This is a genomic window from Mycobacterium asiaticum (assembly GCF_001673315.1).
GTDB lineage: Bacteria > Actinomycetota > Actinomycetes > Mycobacteriales > Mycobacteriaceae > Mycobacterium > Mycobacterium asiaticum_B.
This window is the reverse complement of sequence record NZ_LZLQ01000098.1, coordinates 61756-81012: the sequence shown is the minus strand read 5'-3', so window position 1 is coordinate 81012 and position 19257 is coordinate 61756. Positions and strand designations below refer to the sequence as shown.

Sequence of the window (19257 nt, the reverse complement as noted above, 5' to 3'; positions counted from 1 at the left end):
TCGGTGGGTCAGCGCTTCAAAACGATCATCGCCCCGCCGGCCACCAGGAGCACCAGCGCCAGCACAATGCCCCAACCGGCGCCGGCCAAGACCCAGGTGACCGCGACGAGCGCGACAAACGGCGACGCCGCGAACAGCGCTATGCCCGGGTTCTGCCTGATCACTGCCAGTGCGCTCTTGGCGCGGATCGGGTCGATTTCCTTGCCTGCCATCCGTTCAGAATGCCAGGTGAGCAGCACAATGCAAGCGGTGTCGGCGGGATGGGTGGTCCCCGCGACTGACGATGGCACGGACAGAGTGAGGACCGAAGTCCCTACCGGTTCGCCACGGACGTCCGTAACGTCGTGGCCGTGGACGAAGAGGTGCTCAGGAACGCGGTTCTGCTGGCCTGCCGGGCACCGTCGGTGCACAACAGCCAGCCGTGGCGGTGGGTAGCCGAGGACAACGTCGTCCATCTCTTCGTCGATCGCAACCGAACGGTGCCTGCCACAGACGATTCCGGGCGGGAAGCGTTGATCAGTTGTGGTGCCGCGCTCGACCATCTGCGCACAGCCATGATCGCCGCAGGATGGCGCGCCAGCATCGCCCGCTTCCCCAATCCCAACAACCGTGAGCATCTGGCGACACTCGAGTTCACCCCGATCAGCCAGATCACCCGGGCGCAGCGCGATCGCGCGGGAGCTATCCTGCAACGCCGCACCGATCGGCTGCCGTTCGACCGACCTACGTACTGGAGCCAATTCGAAGCCGTGCTGCGCAGCACCGTCGACGACGACGTCGTCACCATCGACGTGCTCGACGACGACCAGCGGCCGCGCTTGGTCCAGGCGTCTCACCTCAGCGCGGCGCTGCGCCGCGACGATGCGCTGTACCATGCCGAACTTGATTGGTGGACTTCGCCATTCGCGTTATGCGAGGGTATGCCGCCGTCCGCTTTGGCCTCGGACAGCGAGCGGGCGCGCGTGGATGTCGCGCGGGAGTTTCCGCTTCGCGGCCACCAGGACAGGCGCACCGAAATCGCGACCGACTGGTCGCAGATCCTCGTGCTGTCGACCCCGGAGGACACCAGGGCCGACATCCTCAGATGCGGCGAAACCCTGTCACGCGTGCTGCTGGAATGCACTATGGCCGGAATGGCAACCTGCAGCTTGACTCACCTGATTGAATCGACAGAGAGTCGTGACATGGTGCGTGAGTTGATCGGACAGCGCGGGGAACCGCAAGTATTGATCCGGGTCGGCATCACGCCGGTGCTGGAGGCTCTGGAGCCGCCGACGCCACGGCGCCCGCTGAACGCAGTCCTGGAATTTCGTGCATCGCCACAAGAAAGGTGACCCGATGACCGACGAGCCGATCACCGTCCTGTCCGAAAGCGAGAGTTGGGATCTGCTGGGCACCGCCGCCCTCGGTCGGCTGGTGACGACCTTCGCCGGCGAACCGGAAATCTTTCCGGTCAACTACGTGGCGCAAAACCGCACCATCCTGTTCCGGACCGCCGAGGGCACCAAGTTGTTCTCGGCGGTGGCCAACCACACCGTGCTCTTCGAGGCCGACGACCACAACGTCGCCCAAGGGTGGAGCGTGATTGTCCGGGGCCGCGCGCACCTGTTGAAGACGGATGCGGAAATCCAGGAAGCCGACCGCGCCGGACTCTACCCCTGGACCTCGACGCATAAATCCAACTACGTGCGGGTCACCGCGACAGACATCACTGGCCGCCGCTTTGTATTCGGCCCGGAGCCGGACCGCAACGAAACGGTCGCATAACGCTCAGCGGGCGACCACTGCGTCCAATTGGCTTGCGCTGGAACCGGTGAGCCGACGATGCATGGCCCACGCGATCCGTCCCGCCTGGACTTTGGCTCGCTCGGCAGCCGGCCCGGTGTACATCTCGTCGACGGTGTCGCGCCACAGGGTCAGCCAACGAACGAAGTGGCGGGCGGACAACGGTGTCCGCAGGTGAATGTCTCGATGCACCGCCAGCGCACTGCCCTGGTACTTCCCGGCGCGAAACAGCACCGTCTCCCAGAAGTCGCACATTCTCGGCAGGTGGTCGGTGAGCCCGTTGGCCCGCAGTTCGGCAAATGGCGCATACAAGATCTCGTCGTGCAGTGCCTGACTGTAGAAGCGCTGCAGTAGCGCCTCGACGTCGGCTCGGCCGACCAAATCGGCGCCGGGTGACTCGCCCATTCAGACCACCAGTGACAGCTTGCCGCGGCTCGGAGGGTTCTTGTGCCGCTTGGTGATTGCCACCAGCCGGGCCACCGCGGACTCGATCCCCCGCGCCAGGTGGTCCACATCGGCGGCCACGTCGTAGTCGGCCAGAATGCCGAAGAACAGGTCGTCGGCGTAGCTGAGCATTGCCACACCGGTCCGCAGGTCTAACGCCAGCGGCGGCACGGGGTACAAACTGATCACCTGCTTGCCCATCACCCGCAGCGGCCGGCGCGGTCCGGGGACGTTGGTCGCCACTGTCACCACGCCACGTTGCGGCAAGCGCATCAGCAACCCAACTGTCCAGGCGCTCAGTACGAACGGAACGCGATTGGCCAAGGATACGAACACGTTTCCGGCCTGTCGCTGGCCGCTGGACTTCGCCCGGCCTAACCGGTCGTGCACGGTCCGCAGACGTTGCAACGGATTCTCCTCATCCACCGGCAGATTGGGCAGCATCACCGACACCCGGTTGTCGGTCTTGTCGAACGCATCGGCCGACCGCACCGAAACGGGCACCAGGGTCCGCAGCGAATCGCGCAACGGGGTCAGGCCGCGCTCGACCATCATGTTGCGGTAGCTCTCGGTAATCGCTGCCAAGGCAACGTCATTGACGGTCACATCGAAGGTCTTGGCAATCAGTTCGATGTCGGCCATGGCGACCCGTGCTCCGCCGTACCGGCGTAAGTCGCTCAGTGGTCCGTTCAGCGAAGACCCCGCCGGGCTCAACAGACCAGCGGCAATCTCGCCGGCACCTTGAGCGGCGCGGATCATCCCCGTGGTCAGCGCAGCCGATACGTTCAACAGACCACCGAACAGTGTTCTACGTTGGGCTGGAACCGCTTTCAGGCCCTTGCCGGTGGCGTGGGCGGCCTGCACGTGATGAGCGAAACTGCCATCCATTCCGTCGTCGCACAGGCCGGCAAGCATATGAGTGGCGGCAATGCCGTCAGCCATGCAATGGTGCAGCTTGGTCAGCATCGCCCAGCGATCGTCGGCCAGTCCCTCGATGACCCAGACCTCCCACAGCGGTCGATCGCGGTCCAGGCGGCGTGCCATCACGTCGGCGATCACCTGGAACAGCGCTCGGTCGTCACCGGGATGCGGCAACCCCACGCGCCGCACGTGGCGCTCGATCTCGAAGCCCGGGTCGTCCACCCATTCCGGCGCGCCCAGGTCCAACGGGTGCAGCCGTAGCCGCTGCCCGAACCGCGGACAACCGCGAATGCGTTCTCCGAACGCCGCAATCAACGCGTCCTGTTCGGGTGGCGGCCCTTCGATGACCGCCAACCCGCCAATGGCCAAGCTGACCCGAGAGTTGGCGTCCTCGGCCTTGAGAAACCCGGCGTCCAGTGTGGTCAGGTGGTCCATGATCGTCCCTTTGCCTCGCGTGACGTTTGTCTGCAATTCCCAACCTCACTATCCGCGGCCAGGGGTGCCCCGGAGCAGGGCCAAAAGTCCTTCGCTGCCGGGGCTTGTGGCTCTGCCGTGGCCGCGGCCGGTGGACAATCATTGAGAGAATGACCACAGTCATTGATAGGAGAAGTCCGGGACCCATGAGCGCTGAATTTCCGGATGCCGACACTCTGCGGACGGTCCTCACGCTGGCCACTCGTGCGCCTTCGATCTACAACACGCAACCGTGGCGCTGGCGAGTGGGTGTCGCGAGTTTGGATTTGTTCTCCGAGCCAGAACTGCAACTGCAGAGTACCGACCCGGACGGGCGTGACTTGATGATCAGCTGTGGCATCGCCCTCCATCACTGCGTCGTCGCGTTGGCATCGATGGGCTGGCACGCCAAGGTGAGTCGCTTTCCTGATCCCGGCAACCACCGCCATCTGGCCGCCCTGGAGGTGGTACCCCAAGTGCCCGATCAGGCCGACATCGCGCTGGCGGCAGCCATCCCGCGGCGACGGACCGACCGCCGCGCCTACAGCTCGTGGCCGGTAGCCGGCGGCGACGTCGCGCAGATGGCCGCTCGAGCGGCCCGCAGTGGCGTCATGCTGCGACAGGTCGACGCCATCGAAAGAATGAAAGCTATTGCGATGCAAGCTGTCTGGAAACATGCGACCAGCACTGAATACATGCGCGAACTCACCACATGGAGCGGTCGCTACGATTCGGTTGCCGGGGTGCCGGCCCGCAGCGTGCCGCCGTCGGACCCCAACGCGCCGATCCCCGGCCGCCTGTTCGCCGGCCCTGGCCTGGCGCAACCGACCGGCATCTCCCCCGCCGACGACGGCGCTGCGATCCTGGCACTGGGCACCGAGCAGGACGATGAGTTGGCTCAACTCCGTGCCGGCGAGGCGACCAGCATTGTCCTGCTGAGCGCCACCGCGATGGGGTTGGCGTGCTGCCCGATCACCGAGCCCTTGGAGATCCCGGCGACGCGCGAAGCTGTTCGCGACGACGTGTTCGGCGCCAGTGGCTATCCGCAGATGCTGCTGCGGGTGGGCTGGGCGCCGATCAACGCCGATCCCCTGCCGGCCACCCCGCGACGTCAGCTGAGCCGCGTCCTCGAGTGGACCAGGCCGTCACTGGACGAGGGGTGCTGACCAGCGCAACCAAGTCCCACCGTCGGGCAGGTTCTCAATGACGAACTCGCCGTCCACCTCCGCCGCGCGGCGCCGCAGGTTGGTCAGGCCGCTGGCGGTGTAGTCCTCGGGCATGCCGCGGCCGTTGTCGCTGACCTCGATGCACAAGTCGTTTTCGACCCGGACCCGCACCGTCAGTGTGGTGGCCTGGGCGTGCCGAGCGGCGTTGCTGACCGCCTCCCGGACCACTGCCTCGGCGTGGTCCGCCAACCCGGTGCCGATCACCGACAACGGTCCGATGTACTGGACGGTGGTGCGTAACCCCGAGCCGGCGAATTGCCCGACGGCAGTATCGATTCGCTGCCGTAACCGGGTGATGCCCTGGGCGGCCCCGTGCAGATCGAAGATGGTGGTTCGGATCTCCTGGATGACCGCCTGGAGATCATCGACCGCCTCGGAAAGCCGTTGCCGCACTTGGGGTTCACGCGTCCGCGAGACCGTTCCCTGCAACGACAGACCGACCGCGAACAGCCGCTGAATGACGTGGTCATGCAAATCCCGCGCGATTCGGTCGCGATCAGTCAGCACATCGAGTTCACGCATCCGGCGTTGTGATGTGGCCAACTGCAGGGCCAGCGCGGCCTGGTCGGCGAAGGCCGCCATCATGTTGAGCTGTTCGGCTGTGAAAGATCCTCGGCGCAACACCACGACAACTCCGGCCACGGATTCGGTGGTTCGCAGCGGTAGCACCAGCGCCGGCCCCGCCTCGGCGAGCTCAGTCATACCGTCCAACTCGAGGCGGTCGATCCGGCGCGGCGTGTTGCTGACGAATACGTCGCCCAGAGCTGTGTCGGTGACCGGGAGGGTCTGTCCTGCCAGGCCATGCACCGAGTCGCCGACTGTTTCAAGCACCAGTAGCTCCGCCATGTCGGCCGCCGGGGTGCTCTCGTCGAGGGGCACGGCCACCAACGCCGCGTCCGCCCCGGTCAGGTTCACCGCCTGCTCGCCGACCATCCGGAACACCGTCGCCGGTTCGGTGCCGGACAGCAGTTCGGTCGCGATGTCGCGGGTGGCCTCGATCCAGGACTGGCGCGCCTTGGCCTGTTGGTACAGCCGCGCATTCGCTATCGCGATTCCCGCGGCCGCGGCCAGCGCCTGCACCAGCACCTCGTCGTCGTCACTGAACGGTTGCCCGTTGGTCTTGTCCGTCAGGTACAACGTGCCGAACGCTTCGTCGCGGACCCGCACCGGCACCCCGAGGAAGGTGCGCATCGGTGGATGGTACGGCGGGAAACCCACGGAGGCGGGGTGGCGCGAGATGTCGTCCAGGCGAAGCGGTTTCGGCTCATCAATGACCAGCCCGATGACACCTAGACCCTCGGGAAGGTGGCCGATGCGCCGCACAGCCTGCTCGTCGATACCCTCATGGACGAACTGCAACACGCGGTTGTCCCGATCATGGACCTCCAGCGCGCCGTACCGGGCATCGACCAGGTTGGTCGCCGAATGCACGATGGTGCGCAATGTTTCGTCCAGTTCGAGCCCCGAGGTCACCACGAGCATGGCTTCGAGCAGCCCGTCGAGCCGGTCGCGGCCCTCGACGATCTGCTCGACGCGGTCTTGAACCTCAACCAGCAATTCCCGCAGCCGTAGCTGGGAAAGTGTGTGGCGCAACGGTCGCGATGCGGGGTCCTCCGATGTCATGGCCGGTCACCGGGTGGCCGCGATCGTTTCAATTCGGTTGCGAATACTGCGGCTTGGGTCCGTCGCTCCATGCCGAGCTTGGCCAGGAGCCGGGATACGTAGTTCTTCACCGTCTTCTCGGCCAGGAACATCCGATCAGCGATCTGCTTGTTGGTCAGGCCCTCGCTGAGCAGGCCCAGCAGCGTGCGTTCCTGATCGGTGAGACCCGACAGCGGATCCGGCTTGGAGTTGGCATCGCGCAATTTGGACATCAGGGCGGCCGCGGCGCGATTGTCCAGCAACGACCGGCCGGCACCCACATCCTTGACGGCGCGCGCCAGTTCCATGCCTTTGATGTCTTTGACGACGTATCCGCTTGCGCCGGCCAGGATCGCATCCAGCATCGCCTCATCGGAGGTATACGACGTCAGGATCAGGCAGCGCAGCTCAGGCATGCGGGACAACAGATCCCGGCAGAGTTCGATGCCGTTCCCGTCGGGCAGCCGGACATCGAGAACCGCCACATCCGGCTTGGCCGCCGGGATGCGCGACATCGCCTCGGCGACCGAACCGGCTTCGCCGACGACGTCCAGATCGGGGTCGGCGCCGAGCAAGTCGACCAGGCCTCGCCGGACCACCTCGTGATCGTCGACCAAGAAGACCGTTACCAACGCACCCCTCCGAACTCAATCCACTACAAGTTGCCGCACCGCACCGTCAGTACCGACGATCCCGCGCCGTACACGCTGCACAGCTGTGCGGTATGCGCGTCGGTGACGAACAACTGACCTGGCTCCGCATGGTCGGCCATGTAGCGGCGGGCGCGGGTGCGGACGAGGGCAGGTTCCACCGGCACATCGGGATACAACCTGGTCCACCTGGACAGCCGGCGATCTAATTGTCCTTGCTCCGAACCCTTTTGATCGTCGACGTGGTTCGCCTGAACGGATACGGCACGCAACGGAACTCCACGCAAGCGGGCTTCGGCGAATGCGTGTCGCAACACAGATCCATTGTCCACTTCCGCAACGACGCTGCTGATGTGGGGGGTTACGGTGCCGTCCGGTGCTTGTTGAATGACAGCGACGGGGCACAGCGACGATCCGGCCAGCGCACCTGCGACCGAGCCCTGGCCGCTGCGCGCGTGGTTGAGTCCTATCGAGCCGACGCAGACCATGAGTGCGGACCTGGATTCCTGCATCAGCTTGGTGAGAGGCCTACCCCACAGGATGTCCGTTTCGACGATGACCGGTTTGCCGGTCGCGTCGATCGCCCGCAGGACGTCGTACAACGCGGCGCGGGCGGTGGCCTGCCGCCGCTGGACATCGCTTGTCCCGGTAGCGGGTGTGGCTGCGGCTGCGTGTGCGTGTGCGTGTGCGGCTACGTCCACGACGTAGACCAGTCGCAACGGGACGTCTCGATGCACCGCCTCATCGATGGCCCACAGCGCCGCGTGCATTGCCGACTTCGACCCGTCGATGCCTACGACGATCGCAGGACCTGATTCGCGGTTGCTCATCGCGGTCTCCTCACCTTGCTTCTTACCTTGCTTCGCTGCTTAGGAGCTTGGCTGCTTGGGACCAACGTTATTGAGCTACACCTCCAGACCCCAGAGGCAATGGTCCCTGGGAAAGGGCCATAAGTCCCTAGGAAACGAACGCGCGGCAAATTTAGCCTTGCGTGCGCGGCGCTACGCGAATTGGATAGTCAACGGCGCTGCGCTCAATAGATGCGCGGCGTCCGGCGTACCGTCCGGCGCTTAGATCCCCGCCCAGATAGGAGATCTCGAATGGCATTACGTGAGAGTCCGTCAGCACCGAACCCCGGCAAGCCATCACACGAACCCCTCATCGGGAAAGGTTGGATCCAGGCCGTCGCACTGGTGATGATCTTCGGATTCCTGGTGATGGGGATCCTGGCCTACCGCACGTACACGGCGGCGATGCCGCTGCCGGACAAAGTGGTCAGCGAAACGGGTCAGGTGCTGTTCACCCACGACGACATCACGAAAGGCCAGGAGCTTTTCCAGGCCCGCGGTTTGATGCAGTACGGGTCGGTGCTGGGACACGGCGCCTACTTGGGTCCCGACTACACGGCCGACTACCTGCGGATGGCGACCGACGACGTCGCGGACCAGTTCCGCGGCGAGGGTGTGCCCGAGCCGCGCCAACGGGTGGTCACCGAATTCCGCACCAACCGCTACAACGCCGAGACCAAGACCCTGACTTTCACCAATCACCAGGCGGCGGCGTTCGAACGCATCCAGAGCCACTACGCGGCGAATTTCGGTGAGAACTCCACCAAATACGGGCTGTTGCCGCACTTGATCACCGACAAGACCCAAATCCGTCAACTGACCTCGTTCTTCGCGTGGACCGCATGGGCCTCGGCTGCCGAACGTCCCGGTCACAAGTACAGCTACACCAACAACTGGCCGGCCGAGCAACGCGTGGACAACGGCCCGACCGCGTCGGTGATCGTGTGGTCTGCCTTGTCACTGATCGCGCTGCTGGGCGGAATCGGCGTCATGTTCGGCGTGTATGGACGGTGGAGCCAGAAGGTCGGCTGGCACGGCGCCGAGACATCCACCCTTTCCTTCCGGCAACCCGGAGAGGTCGGTCTGACCCCGGCGCAACGAGCTTGCATCTGGTTCTTTGCTGTCGTGTCCGTGCTCTTCCTGGCCCAGACGCTGTTGGGCGCGGCGGCCGAGCATTACCGTGCCGACCTGTCGACGTTCTTCGGCATCGACCTGGCGCGGATGCTGCCTTACAACCTGGCCCGCACCTGGCATCTGCAACTGGCGCTGTTCTGGACCGCGGCGGCATTCCTGGCCGGCGGAATCTTCTTGGTGCCGTTCATTGCCCGACGCGAGCCGAAACGTCAGGCGCTATTGGCGTACGTGCTGCTTGGCGCTGTCGCGCTCGTCGTGGTCGGCTCGCTGGTCAGTGAGGCGCTGTCCATCTACGGCGTGATCCCCGAGGGCGGGTTGTTCTCCCAGCAATGGGAATACCTCGACCTGCCGCGGTTATGGCAGATCCTGCTGATCATCGGCATGTTCGTCTGGATCGCGATCATTTGGCGCGGAATGCGGGCCAGGCTCAAGGGCGAGTCGAAAATGAACATGCCGTGGCTGTTCTTCTTTTCGGGGCTGGCTATCCCGGTGTTCTACACCGTGGGCCTGCTGGCCGGCAGCGACGAGCACTACACGGTCGCCGACTTCTGGCGGTTCTGGGTGGTGCACCTGTGGGTCGAGGACTTCCTCGAGTTGTTCACCACCGTGATGGTGGCCTACATGTTCGTGCTGCTGGGAGTCGTGCGCGAGCGGATCGCACTGGGTGTCATCTTCCTCGACGTCATCCTCTACAGCGCCGGTGGCGTCATCGGCACCATGCACCATCTGTATTTCTCGGGCACCCCGGTGGAACACATGGCGCTCGGCGCGTTCTTCTCAGCAGCCGAGGTCATTCCACTGACCTTTCTAACCGTCGAAGCGTGGGCGTTCCTGCAGTTGGGTGCGCGGCAACAGTCCGGTGACGGGAATCCCTTCCCGCACCGCTGGGCGGTCATGTTCCTGGTCGCCGTGGGCTTCTGGAACTTCCTGGGCGCCGGCATCTTCGGCTTCCTGATCAATCTTCCGGTGGTGTCCTACTACCAGATCGGCACCGCGTTGACCGCGAATCACGGTCACGCGGCCATGATGGGCGTGTACGGGATGTTGGCCGTCGGCTTGGCCCTGTTCGCGTTCCGCTACGCGATACCGGCCGACAAGTGGCCGGAGAAGCTGGCCCGAATCTCGTTCTGGTGCATGAATATCGGATTGGCGTGGATGGTGTTCGTGACGCTGCTCCCGCTGGGCGTGCTGCAGTTGTTCCACTCGGTCAACGACGGTTACTTCGAGGCCCGGTCATTGGGCTACATCACCAAACCCGGTAATGCGGTGCTCGAATGGCTCCGGATGCCCGGCGACATCATCCTGATCGTCGGCGGTGTGCTGCCGTTCGTCTGGATCGCCTGGACTGCGCTGCGCCACTTCCGTTCCGGCATCACGGTCGAGGAGCTGCCCGAACATCCGCTGTACACCGAGAATGCTGCGGTGGAGCCGGCCCCGGCGAAGGACTGACGGTGGCCTCGCCCGCGACGTCGGTATGGCTGATTGCCGGGTACTCGCTGATTCTGCTCGCCATCGGGTGGTGCTTCGACGTGATGGCTCGGCATGCTTCGGCGCGGGCTGCGGCATGGCGTACGGGGCAATTCCATTACCGTCCCGACCACGACGCCTGGGTATGCCCGCAGGATCACTGGCTGTGGCCCACTTCCTTCGACCCCAAGCATCGGGTGATGCGTTATCGGGCGTTACCGGTGGTGTGCAACAGTTGCCCGGTCAAGTCGACCTGCACCACATCCGATCATGGCCGGGAGATCAGCCGCGAGGTCGATCCGTGGCCACATTCTGAAGCCGGTCGCTTTCACCGCGGGATCGCCTGCAGCGTAGCTGCTTTCGGGATTGTGCTGCCGGTGGCGATGTTGCTCCCCAACCATTCGCCGGCGGATGTGCTGGTCCTGGTGGGCACCGTGTCGATCGTCGCACTGCTCGGGCTGCCGCTGGTCCGCCACCTGTGGAACACACCGTCCAACGCGCCGGACTACCTACCGCACCGCACCGCCGTCGAAGATCAAGTGGCCGCGGCCATCGACCGCTATTCCACCCGCTGGGGCGGCTGGGAAGGCAAGGAGGACAAGACGAAATGACCGGGGTATTGGTGGGGGCGGTCGGGATCGGTGTGCTGGCGCTGATTGCGGTGCTCTCGTTGACGGTGCTGCGCGAGTACGAGCGGGGCGTGGTGTTCCGCATGGGCCATGTCCGCCCGCTCTACCAACCCGGACTGCGGCTACTGGTTCCCCTGGTGGACAAGATCATCCGGGTCGACCAGCGTCTGGTGACGTTGACCATCCCGCCCCAGGAGGTGATCACGCGCGACAACGTGCCGGCCCGGGTCAACGCGGTGGTGATGTTTCAGGTCACCGATCCGCTGAAAGCGATTCTGGCGGTGGAGAATTACGCGGTCGCTACCTCTCAGATCGCTCAGACGACGCTGCGATCACTGCTGGGTCGCGTCGACCTGGACACCCTGCTGGCCCACCGGGAGGATCTCAACAACGACCTGCGCACGATCATCGAAAAGATGACCGAACCCTGGGGCGTGGAGGTGCATGTGGTCGAGATCAAGGACGTCGAGATCCCCGAGTCGATGCAGCGCGCGATGGCCCGCGAGGCCGAGGCCGAGCGCGAGCGCCGTGCCAAGGTGATCAACGCACGCGGAGAGCTACAGGCGTCCGAGGAACTGCGCCAAGCCGCCGAAACCCTGTCCAAAAGCCCCGCATCACTGCAATTGCGTTATCTACAGACGCTTTTGGAGCTGGGGGCGGATCAGAACTCGACGGTGGTATTCCCGCTGCCCGTCGACATCATCACGCCGTTCCTGCGCAATCCGGAGGCCGTATTGAACAGCCTCAATCACAACAAGTAACGCGGTCAGTCCTGCTCGTCCAGTGGTGCCGGCGGCTCGGACGGAGCGAAACTCCAGTTGTCCGGATTTTTCGGCGAATACACCACAGGCAGTTGTTGCCCGGTCACCGGCCGCGGCGCAGTGTCGCCGACGATCATGCGCCCGTACACGGCATGCTCATTCACCGTGGGCCCATTTATCACTCCGGAGATCGTCACGACCTGCTCGCCCGAGGCGTCGGGCGAACCCGAAGTGACACCGGTTACCAGGAGCGTGCCGCTGGCCAGGGCGCCGCGCGGGCCGGGCTTGATGAACCGTGGCGCCAAGAACACCACCAGCACGGCGACCAGCAAAAGCAGCACCAAGAATTCCCACACACGTCCATGGTAGGACTGCTGCCATGGGTGACCCGGTTTCAGACGACTTGCAGTTCGCGCTGGCATTGGCCGACCGCGCGGACACGGTGACCCGCGCCCGGTTCGGCGCACTCGACCTGCGGGTCGACACCAAACCCGACCTCACCCCGGTCACCGACGCCGACCGCGCCGTCGAATCCGAACTACGAGCGGCGATCGCCGAGCGTCGGCCCGACGACAGTGTGCTGGGCGAGGAGTTCGGCGGAACAACCACATTCTCCGGACGGCAGTGGATCATCGATCCGATCGACGGCACCAAGAACTTCGTGCGGGGGGTGCCGGTGTGGGCCAGCCTCATCGCGCTGCTGCAGGACGGCATCCCCGTCGTCGGGGTGGTGAGCGCACCGGCCCTGCAGCGCCGTTGGTGGGCGGCTAGCGGCGCGGGCGCGTTCGCCTCCGTCGACGGGGGGCCTGCGCGGGCACTGTCGGTTTCGGCGGTGACACAACTGAATTCGGCGAGCTTGTCGTTTTCCAGCCTGTCCGGGTGGGCGCAACTCGGCTTGCGCCAGCACTTTTTGGACTTGACCGATACGGTCTGGCGAGTGCGTGCTTACGGCGATTTCCTGTCCTACTGCCTGCTCGCCGAGGGAGCCGTCGACGTTGCCGCCGAACCGGAGGTATCGGTATGGGACCTGGCCGCCCTCGACGTCCTGGTGCGCGAGGCGGGCGGACGGTTCACAGCCCTGGACGGCACCCCCGGACCGCACGGCGGCAGTGCTGTGGCGACCAACGGAATCTTGCATGAGCAGGTATTGAACGGCCTGCGCGAGGGTGTGAATTAGTTAACAGGAGCCAATTATCTTACTCAAGAGTAAGATACCGTTGGAGATGCAACGCCCCAACGACCGAGGCTGCCTGATATGACCGACACCGCTCCCAAACCCACCCGCTCGCGCCGCAAGGGCCGTGGCCAGCAGACAGCGATCGGGATGAAACCGCACAAACGGACTGGCGTCGACGTCGCCATCGCGCTGATCACGCCGATCGTCGGCCAGGAATTCCTGGACAAATACAACTTGCGTGATCCGCTCAACCGCGGCCTGCAGTACGGAACCAAGACGCTGTTCTCCGGCATGGGCGCGGCAAGTCGACAGTTCAAAAAGGTGCAGAGCCTGCGAGGCGGACCGACCCGGCTCAAGTCCAGCGGTAAAGACTATTTCGACCTGACGCCCGACGACGACCAGCAGATGATCGCCGACACCGTCAAGGAGTTCGCCGCGGAAATCCTGCGACCCGCCGCACACGACGCCGACGAGGCTGCCACTTATCCTTCAGGTCCGAACGGCTTACTCGCCAAGGCGGCCGAGCTCGGCATCACCGCGATCAACATTCCCGAGGATTTCGACGGCATTGCCGAACACCGCTCGGCGGTGACCAACGTGTTGGTGGCCGAAGCCCTGGCATACGGCGACATGGGACAGGCGCTGCCGATCCTGGCGCCCGGTGGGGTGGCCTCCGCCCTGACGCACTGGGGCAGCGCGGACCAACAGGCCACCTATCTTCCCGAGTTCGCCGGTGAGAACGTGCCGCAGGCGTGCGTGGCCATCGCCGAGCCCCAGCCACTGTTCGATCCGACCCGGTTGCGCACCACCGCGGTGCGGACCCCGTCCGGCTACCGGCTGGACGGCGTGAAATCGCTGGTGCCCGCCGCGGCGGATGCCGAGCTCTTCATCATTGCCGCCCAGCTCGACGGCAAGCCCGCATTGTTCATCGTGGAATCCTCCGCGCAGGGTCTTACCGTCAAACCCGACCCGAGCATGGGTATTCGGGCCGCGGCGCTGGGACAGGTCGAGCTGCGCGGCGTGACGGTGCCGCTACAGGCCCGGCTGGGTGAAGACGAAGCCACCGACGACGACTACTCCGAGGCGATCGCATTGGCGCGACTGGGCTGGGCCGCCCTCGCCGTCGGCACCTCCCATGCGGTGCTCGACTACGTGGTCCCCTACGTGAAGGAACGCGAAGCGTTCGGTGAGCCGATCGCGCGGCGGCAAGCCGTTGCCTTCATGTGCGCCAACATCGCCATCGAACTGGACGGGTTGCGGCTGATCACCTGGCGCGGAGCCTCGCGCGCCGAGCAGGGCCTGCCGTTTGCCCGCGAAGCGGCACTGGCCAAGCGGCTGGGTTCCGACAAGGGCATGCAGATCGGCCTGGACGGCGTGCAGCTGCTGGGCGGACACGGTTTCACCAAGGAACACCCGGTCGAACGCTGGTACCGCGATTTGCGGGCTATCGGCGTCGCCGAGGGCGTAGTGGTCATCTAGGTCTCGACAGAACGAAAGTACAATAATGGCAATCAATCTGGAGCTCCCCCGCAAACTGCAAGCGGTCGTCACCAAGACCCACCAGGGTGTCGCGGAGCTGGTGCGGCCCATCGCCCGCAAGTACGACCTGCGCGAACACGCCTACCCCGTCGAACTCGACACCTTGATCAGTTTGTTCGAGGGTGCGTCGGAGTCCTACAGCTTCGCCGGTGCCGGTGAGTTGCGCGGCGCCGACACCAAAGAGGACAACCACAACGGCGCCAATATGGCCGCCCTGGTGCAGACGCTGGAAGCCAGTTGGGGTGACGTGGCGATGATGCTGTCCATCCCGTATCAGGGTCTGGGCAATGCGGCGATCTCCGCTGTGGCCACCGAGGAGCAGCTGGAACGGCTGGGCAAGGTGTGGGCCGCGATGGCCATCACCGAACCGGATTTCGGTTCCGACTCTGCCGCGGTGTCCACCACCGCCAAGCTCGACGGTGACGAGTACGTGATCAACGGCGAGAAGATCTATGTCACCGCTGGTTCGCGCGCCACCCACATCGTGGTGTGGGCAACCCTGGACAAATCGCAGGGCCGTGCCGCGATCAAGTCGTTCATCGTGCCGCGCGAGCACCCCGGTGTCACCGTGGAACGTCTGGAACACAAGCTGGGCATCAAGGGATCGGATACCGCTGCGATCCGCTTCGACAACGCCCGCATTCCCAAGGAAAACCTGCTGGGAAACCCCGAAATCGAAGTGGGCAAAGGCTTTTCCGGGGTGATGGAGACCTTCGACAACACCCGACCGATCGTGGCCGCGATGGCGGTCGGCATCGGGCGGGCCGCACTCGAAGAGCTCCGCAAGATCCTTGCCGATGCCGGCGTCGCGATCGACTACGACCGGCCCGCGCACGTCCAGAGCGCAGCTGCGGCGGAGTTCCTGCGGATGGAAGCGGACTGGGAAGCCGCTTACCTGCTGTCTTTGCGCGCCGCCTGGCAGGCCGACAACAGCATCCCCAACTCCAAAGAAGCGTCGATGAGCAAGGCCAAGGCCGGCCGGATGGCCAGCGACGTCACCCTCAAGACAGTCGAATTAGCCGGCACCACCGGCTATTCCGAGCAGACACTGCTGGAGAAGTGGGGACGCGACTCCAAGATCCTGGACATCTTCGAAGGCACCCAGCAGATTCAGCAACTGGTGGTCGCGCGTCGCCTGCTCGGTCTCTCGTCGTCCGAACTCAAGTAGCCGCGCCCAGTCAGCCAATCTCCGGCGGCGGATCCACCTCGTCGCCCGGGGAAAGCAGATCCCGCTGCCACCACTGCACGTCGTGCCAGGCGCCGAGTTTCCAACCCACCCGCCGATAATGGCCGACGGGCTCGAAGCCGAACGCCCCGTGAAAACCGTTGCTCGCGTCGTTCGGCTGCGTGATGCCGGCGAAGGCACGCCGGTAACCCCGCCGGGCCAGCCGGCTCAACAGTTCGGTATACAACATGCGTCCGCCCCCGGAGCGCGACCGTTCTGGTCTGAGGTAGACGCTGGTCTCCACCGACCATCGGTACGCGGCGCGCGGATTGAATTGGTGGGCATAGGCATAACCCACGACCCCGTCGTCGGCTTCGAGCACCAGCCATTCATGGGAGACCCGCACAGCAGCAATGCGCTCGCCCATCGCCTGCACGGTCGGCACCGTGTCTTCGAACGTGATGACGGTGTCGAGCACGTAGGGCCGGTAGATCTCGACGCAGGCAGCGGCATCCGCGGCGCCTGCCGGGCGCACCAACATCAGCCGGCGACGGCGTTCAGTTGTGCGCGCGTGTCCTCGTCCAGTTCGATGTCGGCGACGGCAAGGTTTTCCTCCAAGTGCCGCACCGAGGACGTGCCCGGGATCAGCAACACATTGGGCGCCACACTCAACGTCCACGCCAGTGCGATCTGTGCGGGCGTGCGACCAAGTCGCTCGGCGGTGTTGCGCACCATCGCGTTACCCAGCACCGGATTGTGCGGACCGGTGAATGCGGCACCGAGCGGAAAGAACGGCACGAATGCGATCCCGCGTGCTGTGCATTCCTGCAGGACCGGCGTGCTAGCACGATGGACCAGATTGAAAGCATTTTGCACGCAGACGATTTCGGTGCCCGCCAGGGCGTGCAGCAGATGCTCGCGGGTGATTTCGCTGAGTCCGATGCCGCCGATCAACCCTTCTTCCCGGGCGGCGATCAGGACCGCCAACTGATCGTCGAAAAGCTGGTCCGGCGCTTTGCTTTCGAACAGTCGCAGATTCACCGCAGCCAGCTGGTCTACACCCAGGGTGCGCAGGTTGGCTTCGAGGTCGCGGCGCAGGTCGGCCGGATCGGGCAATGGCAGCCAGGCGCCCTCACTGTCCCGACGGCCACCGACCTTGCTGACCAACGCCAAATTCTCCGGGTAGGGGTGCAGCGCCTCGCGAATGAGCTCGTTGGCGACATTCGGCCCGTAGAACTGCGCGGTATCGATGTGGTTGACGCCGAGCTCGACCGCTCGCCGTAATACCGCCAGCGCCTCGTCGCGGTCACGTGGCGGGCCCATCACGTTGGGCCCCGGCAGTTGCATCGCCCCGAATCCGACGCGGGCAACCGGATACCGACCAAGTGAAATTGGATTCATGGGCTGAGATTAACGTCGTCCTATGAACTCCTTCCACGCGCTGCTGGCGCGCCAAGACGGGGACCAGATCACCGCTTCGGTCGAGACACTCACAGAATCCGACCTGCCGCCCGGCGAGGTGACCATCCGGGTCCTCTATTCGAGCGTCAACTTCAAGGACGCGCTGGCGCTCACACCCGGTGGCGGAGTGGTCCGCAGCTATCCGGTAGTACCGGGCATCGACCTGGCCGGTGAGGTCGTGGAGTCGCAGGCACCCGAGTTCTCCGTCGGAGACGCCGTCGTCGCGCACGGTTACCAGGTCGGCACGGGCCACCATGGCGGGTATGCCGAATTCGCGCGGCTGCCAGCCGACCAGGTGGTGCGGTTGGACGCGTTGGGTCCGCGCGACGCCGCCGCGATCGGCACCGCCGGGTTTACCGCGGCGATGAGCGTGCAGGCCCTATCCGATTGGGGCATCAAGCCGGACGGTGGACCGGTCGTCGTCACCGGCGCGTCGGGCGGCGTGGGCACGGTCAGCGTCGACCTACTCGCGGCCGCCGGCTACCGGGTAGTGGCATCGACCGGCAAGCCGGCCGCCGAGGAGCTATTGAAATCGCTTGGCGCCGCTGAGGTTATCGGCCGGTTGCCGGCAGATCCGGAGGCCAAACCGCGACCGCTGAACAAGACGCGCTGGGCCGCCGGCATCGATTGTGTGGGCGGAGCCACCCTGGCCGACGTGCTCAGCGCCGTCGACTACCGCGGTGCGGTCGCCATCAGTGGCCTCACCGGCGGACCCGCCCTGCACACCACCGTGATGCCGTTCATTCTGCGTGGCGTGGCATTGTTGGGCATCGATTCGGTGCAGCTGCCGATCGGTCCGCGACGGGAAATCTGGGCGCGGCTGGGTGATTCGTTTCGGCCCCGGCATCTGGACGCGATCACCACCGAAGTCGACGTCAAGGACGTGGTGGGCGTGCTGGATCAGCTGCGGTCTGGGACATTCACGGGACGGGCCGTCGTGCGGGTTGCCGGTGGCTTTTGAGCCGGAAGTAGGGTGATCGGCATGCGCGCAGCACGGGTGACTCGGCTGGACGGTCCGGACGCGATCGAGGTGGCGGACATCGACGAACCTACCGGCGACGGTGTGGTGGTGGACGTGCACGCCGCCGGGGTGGCGTTCCCGGACGCGCTGCTCACCCGCGGGCTCTACCAGTATCGACCGGACCCGCCGTTCGTCCTCGGCGCCGAGATTGCCGGAGTGGTGCGGTCGGCTCCGGACGGCGCACACGTGCGCGCCGGCGACCGGGTGCTCGGGCTGACCATGCTTACCGGCGGCATGGCCGAAGTGGCGGTGCTCTCCCCCGACCGGTTGTTCAAGCTGCCGGACAACGTCGGCTTCGAAGCGGGCGCGGGTGTGCTGTTCAACGATCTCACCGTGTATTTCGCCCTGGCCGTCCGTGGTCGGCTGCAGGCGGACGAGACGGTATTGGTGCATGGCGCGGCCGGCGGTATCGGTACCTCGGCGCTCCGACTGGCCCCGGCGCTGGGGGCGTCCCGGGTGATCGCGGTCGTCAGCTCCGAGGAGAAGGGCCAGATCGCCACCGCGGCGGGTGCCACCGACGTAGTGCTGGCCGACGGCTTCAAGGATGCGGTCAAGGAGTTGACCGGCGGACGCGGCGTGGACATCGTGGTGGACCCGGTCGGCGGTGACCGCTTCACCGATTCGCTGCGCTCACTGGCCCCGGCGGGACGGTTACTGGTGATCGGCTTCACGGGTGGTGAGATACCCACCGTGAAGGTAAACCGATTGCTGCTGAACAACATTGACGTTGTCGGTGTGGGTTGGGGGGCCTGGGCGGGCAGGCATCCCGGTGCGCTCGAGGAGCAGTGGGCCGCACTGGAAGAGTTGTTCACCTCCGGCAAGTTGTCGCCTCCGGAGCCGGAGGTCTTCCCGCTGGACGAGGCGGCCGCCGCGGTGGCATCGCTGGAGAATCGCAGCGCCAAGGGCAAGGTCGTCCTGCGGATCCGCTGAGGAGG

20 protein-coding genes are annotated in these 19257 nt (G+C 65.2%); 11 read left to right on the top strand and 9 right to left on the bottom strand.

The annotated features are described in order from the left end of the window. Positions 1–8 precede the first annotated feature (8 nt). Entirely contained in the window at positions 9–212 is a 204-nt protein-coding gene (locus tag A5636_RS15615; protein WP_065159585.1) for a hypothetical protein, read from the bottom strand. Positions 213–362: 150 nt separating this feature from the next. On the opposite strand from A5636_RS15615, the gene A5636_RS15610 reads away from it, so the two are divergent. Next, the gene (locus A5636_RS15610; RefSeq protein ID WP_065159584.1) at positions 363–1334 is read left to right on the top strand and encodes an Acg family FMN-binding oxidoreductase; all 972 of its coding nucleotides are present in this window, start codon (positions 363–365) and stop codon (positions 1332–1334) included. Between the two features lie 4 nt (positions 1335–1338). Continuing rightward, positions 1339–1767: a pyridoxamine 5'-phosphate oxidase family protein gene (locus A5636_RS15605; protein ID WP_065159538.1), complete on the top strand. Its 429-nt coding sequence runs from the start codon at positions 1339–1341 to the stop codon at positions 1765–1767. Positions 1768–1770: 3 nt separating this feature from the next. On the opposite strand, the gene A5636_RS15600 is transcribed toward A5636_RS15605, so the two are convergent. Continuing rightward, the gene (locus tag A5636_RS15600; RefSeq protein ID WP_065159537.1) at positions 1771–2190 is read right to left on the bottom strand and encodes a group III truncated hemoglobin; all 420 of its coding nucleotides are present in this window, start codon (positions 2188–2190) and stop codon (positions 1771–1773) included. Then, complete coding sequence (locus tag A5636_RS15595; protein ID WP_065159536.1) at positions 2191–3585, bottom strand: WS/DGAT/MGAT family O-acyltransferase; 1395 nt, start codon at positions 3583–3585, stop codon at positions 2191–2193. Positions 3586–3770: 185 nt separating this feature from the next. Between A5636_RS15595 and A5636_RS15590 the strand changes: the two genes are divergently transcribed. Further along, positions 3771–4769 carry an Acg family FMN-binding oxidoreductase gene (locus A5636_RS15590; protein WP_065159535.1) on the top strand — a complete coding sequence of 333 codons (999 nt, stop codon included), beginning with the start codon at positions 3771–3773 and terminating at the stop codon, positions 4767–4769. Here A5636_RS15590 and A5636_RS15585 read toward each other — a convergent pair. Genes A5636_RS15585 through A5636_RS15575 form a run of 3 tightly spaced genes read right to left on the bottom strand, consistent with a single transcriptional unit; the run spans position 4749 to position 7950 of the window. After that, positions 4749–6452 carry a GAF domain-containing sensor histidine kinase gene (locus tag A5636_RS15585; RefSeq protein WP_065159534.1) on the bottom strand — a complete coding sequence of 568 codons (1704 nt, stop codon included), beginning with the start codon at positions 6450–6452 and terminating at the stop codon, positions 4749–4751. The genes A5636_RS15590 and A5636_RS15585 overlap by 21 nt on opposite strands. After that, positions 6449–7102 carry a hypoxia response regulator transcription factor DosR/DevR gene (gene dosR / locus A5636_RS15580; RefSeq protein ID WP_065159533.1) on the bottom strand — a complete coding sequence of 218 codons (654 nt, stop codon included), beginning with the start codon at positions 7100–7102 and terminating at the stop codon, positions 6449–6451. The genes A5636_RS15585 and dosR overlap by 4 nt, the downstream gene beginning before the upstream one ends. 23 nt (positions 7103–7125) lie before the next feature. Further along, positions 7126–7950 (bottom strand): universal stress protein, encoded by an 825-nt coding sequence (locus tag A5636_RS15575; protein ID WP_065159532.1) that lies wholly within the window; start codon positions 7948–7950, stop codon positions 7126–7128. A gap of 270 nt (positions 7951–8220) precedes the next feature. On the opposite strand from A5636_RS15575, the gene A5636_RS15570 reads away from it, so the two are divergent. From A5636_RS15570 to A5636_RS15560, 3 genes are read left to right on the top strand one after another with little or no spacing between them, the layout of a single operon-like run. Next, positions 8221–10551, top strand: coding sequence for a nitric-oxide reductase large subunit (locus tag A5636_RS15570; protein ID WP_065159531.1), 2331 nt, complete (start codon positions 8221–8223; stop codon positions 10549–10551). Positions 10552–10553: 2 nt separating this feature from the next. Then, positions 10554–11180 carry a hypothetical protein gene (locus tag A5636_RS15565; protein WP_065159530.1) on the top strand — a complete coding sequence of 209 codons (627 nt, stop codon included), beginning with the start codon at positions 10554–10556 and terminating at the stop codon, positions 11178–11180. Further along, on the top strand, positions 11177–11959 hold the full coding sequence (locus A5636_RS15560) for a slipin family protein (protein ID WP_065159529.1): 783 nt from the start codon (positions 11177–11179) through the stop codon (positions 11957–11959). The genes A5636_RS15565 and A5636_RS15560 overlap by 4 nt, the downstream gene beginning before the upstream one ends. A 5-nt stretch (positions 11960–11964) precedes the next feature. Here A5636_RS15560 and A5636_RS15555 read toward each other — a convergent pair whose 3' ends face one another. After that, on the bottom strand, positions 11965–12315 hold the full coding sequence (locus A5636_RS15555) for a hypothetical protein (protein ID WP_065159528.1): 351 nt from the start codon (positions 12313–12315) through the stop codon (positions 11965–11967). A gap of 23 nt (positions 12316–12338) precedes the next feature. On the opposite strand from A5636_RS15555, the gene hisN reads away from it, so the two are divergent. From hisN to A5636_RS15540, 3 genes are all read left to right on the top strand, one after another. After that, positions 12339–13136, top strand: a complete 798-nt coding sequence (hisN, locus tag A5636_RS15550) for a histidinol-phosphatase (protein ID WP_065159527.1) — start codon at positions 12339–12341, stop codon at positions 13134–13136. Positions 13137–13214: 78 nt separating this feature from the next. Then, positions 13215–14615 (top strand): acyl-CoA dehydrogenase family protein, encoded by a 1401-nt coding sequence (locus A5636_RS15545; protein ID WP_065159526.1) that lies wholly within the window; start codon positions 13215–13217, stop codon positions 14613–14615. A gap of 25 nt (positions 14616–14640) precedes the next feature. Beyond that, positions 14641–15843, top strand: a complete 1203-nt coding sequence (locus A5636_RS15540) for an acyl-CoA dehydrogenase family protein (protein WP_065159525.1) — start codon at positions 14641–14643, stop codon at positions 15841–15843. 10 nt (positions 15844–15853) lie between these two features. Here A5636_RS15540 and A5636_RS15535 read toward each other — a convergent pair whose 3' ends face one another. Both A5636_RS15535 and A5636_RS15530 read right to left on the bottom strand, forming a co-directional pair. Further along, positions 15854–16381 carry a GNAT family N-acetyltransferase gene (locus A5636_RS15535; RefSeq protein WP_065159524.1) on the bottom strand — a complete coding sequence of 176 codons (528 nt, stop codon included), beginning with the start codon at positions 16379–16381 and terminating at the stop codon, positions 15854–15856. Next, positions 16381–17241: an oxidoreductase gene (locus A5636_RS15530; RefSeq protein ID WP_065159523.1), complete on the bottom strand. Its 861-nt coding sequence runs from the start codon at positions 17239–17241 to the stop codon at positions 16381–16383. Before A5636_RS15530 ends, A5636_RS15535 begins: the two co-directional genes overlap by 1 nt. A gap of 22 nt (positions 17242–17263) precedes the next feature. On the opposite strand from A5636_RS15530, the gene A5636_RS15525 reads away from it, so the two are divergent. Together A5636_RS15525 and A5636_RS15520 are read left to right on the top strand one after the other, a co-directional pair. Further along, positions 17264–18262, top strand: a complete 999-nt coding sequence (locus A5636_RS15525) for an oxidoreductase (protein WP_065159522.1) — start codon at positions 17264–17266, stop codon at positions 18260–18262. 21 nt (positions 18263–18283) lie between these two features. Continuing rightward, positions 18284–19252, top strand: coding sequence for an NADPH:quinone oxidoreductase family protein (locus A5636_RS15520; protein WP_065159583.1), 969 nt, complete (start codon positions 18284–18286; stop codon positions 19250–19252). Positions 19253–19257: the final 5 nt, after the last annotated feature.